2 rRNA genes are annotated in these 2,315 nt (G+C 50.8%); both read left to right on the top strand.

The features are described 5' to 3' along the window. Positions 1-649, top strand: a 16S ribosomal RNA gene (locus tag M3610_RS27355); the annotation flags it as partial. A 195-nt stretch (positions 650-844) separates the two neighbouring features. Next, a 23S ribosomal RNA gene (locus tag M3610_RS27350) occupies positions 845-2,315 on the top strand; the annotation flags it as partial.

Raw genomic sequence — 2,315 nt, 5'->3', positions numbered from 1 at the left:
GCCGCAAGGCTGAAACTCAAAGGAATTGACGGGGGCCCGCACAAGCGGTGGAGCATGTGGTTTAATTCGAAGCAACGCGAAGAACCTTACCAGGTCTTGACATCCTCTGACACTCCTAGAGATAGGATTTTCCCCTTCGGGGGACAGAGTGACAGGTGGTGCATGGTTGTCGTCAGCTCGTGTCGTGAGATGTTGGGTTAAGTCCCGCAACGAGCGCAACCCTTGATCTTAGTTGCCAGCATTTAGTTGGGCACTCTAAGGTGACTGCCGGTGACAAACCGGAGGAAGGTGGGGATGACGTCAAATCATCATGCCCCTTATGACCTGGGCTACACACGTGCTACAATGGATGGTACAAAGGGCTGCAAGACCGCGAGGTTTAGCCAATCCCATAAAACCATTCTCAGTTCGGATTGCAGGCTGCAACTCGCCTGCATGAAGCCGGAATCGCTAGTAATCGCGGATCAGCATGCCGCGGTGAATACGTTCCCGGGCCTTGTACACACCGCCCGTCACACCACGAGAGTTTGTAACACCCGAAGTCGGTGGGGTAACCGTAAGGAGCCAGCCGCCTAAGGTGGGACAGATGATTGGGGTGAAGTCGTAACAAGGTAGCCGTATCGGAAGGTGCGGCTGGATCACCTCCTTTCTAAGGATAAAGCTGGACTTGTGAGCCAGACAAAACAGTTTGTACACGATCTTTGTTTGTTTAGTTTTGAGGGAGCAATTCTCTCAAAGCTTTCGTTCTTTGAAAACTAGATAATCGTAATGAAGAAGCAAAGTAAACATCGAGTAATCGCCATTTTAGTTTTCTCTCTTATGAAGTTAAGAGAATAACCTTTTAGGTTAAGTTAGAAAGGGCGCACGGTGAATGCCTTGGCACTAGGAGCCGATGAAGGACGGGACTAACACCGATATGCTTCGGGGAGCTGTAAGTAAGCTTTGATCCGGAGATTTCCGAATGGGGGAACCCACTGTTCGTAATGGAACAGTATCTTTACCTGAATACATAGGGTATGGAAGGCATACCCGGGGAACTGAAACATCTAAGTACCCGGAGGAAGAGAAAGCAAACGCGATTCCCTGAGTAGCGGCGAGCGAAACGGGACATAGCCCAAACCAAGAGGCTTGCCTCTTGGGGTTGTAGGACACTCAACATGGAGTTACAAAGGAACGGGGTAGATGAAGCGACCTGGAAAGGTCCGTCAGAGAAGGTAAAAACCCTGTAGTCGAAACTTCGTTCCCTCCTGAGTGGATCCTGAGTACGGCCGGACACGTGAAATCCGGTCGGAAGCAGGGAGGACCATCTCCCAAGGCTAAATACTCCCTAGTGACCGATAGTGAACCAGTACCGTGAGGGAAAGGTGAAAAGCACCCCGGAAGGGGAGTGAAATAGTTCCTGAAACCGTGTGCCTACAAGTAGTCAGAGCCCGTTCATGGGTGATGGCGTGCCTTTTGTAGAATGAACCGGCGAGTTACGATCCCATGCAAGGTTAAGTTGAAGAGACGGAGCCGCAGCGAAAGCGAGTCTGAATAGGGCGTATGAGTATGTGGTCGTAGACCCGAAACCAGGTGATCTACCCATGTCCAGGGTGAAGTCCAGGTAACACTGGATGGAGGCCCGAACCCACGCACGTTGAAAAGTGCGGGGATGAGGTGTGGGTAGCGGAGAAATTCCAATCGAACTTGGAGATAGCTGGTTCTCTCCGAAATAGCTTTAGGGCTAGCCTCACGTAGTAAGAGTCTTGGAGGTAGAGCACTGTTTGGACTAGGGGCCCTCATCGGGTTACCGAATTCAGACAAACTCCGAATGCCAAAGACTTATCCGTGGGAGTCAGACTGCGAGTGATAAGATCCGTAGTCAAAAGGGAAACAGCCCAGACCACCAGCTAAGGTCCCAAAGTATACGTTAAGTGGAAAAGGATGTGGAGTTGCTTAGACAACCAGGATGTTGGCTTAGAAGCAGCCACCATTTAAAGAGTGCGTAATAGCTCACTGGTCGAGTGACTCTGCGCCGAAAATGTACCGGGGCTAAACGTATCACCGAAGCTGTGGATTGACATCTACGATGTCAGTGGTAGGAGAGCGTTCTAAGGGCGTTGAAGCTAGACCGTAAGGACTGGTGGAGCGCTTAGAAGTGAGAATGCCGGTATGAGTAGCGAAAGATGAGTGAGAATCTCATCCACCGAATGCCTAAGGTTTCCTGAGGAAGGCTCGTCCGCTCAGGGTTAGTCGGGACCTAAGCCGAGGCCGAAAGGCGTAGGCGATGGATAACAGGTTGATATTCCTGTACCACCTCTTTATCGTTTGAGCAA

It is taken from the genome of Neobacillus sp. MER 74 (assembly GCF_023714155.1).
This window is presented reverse-complemented; position numbering and strand designations above follow the sequence as displayed.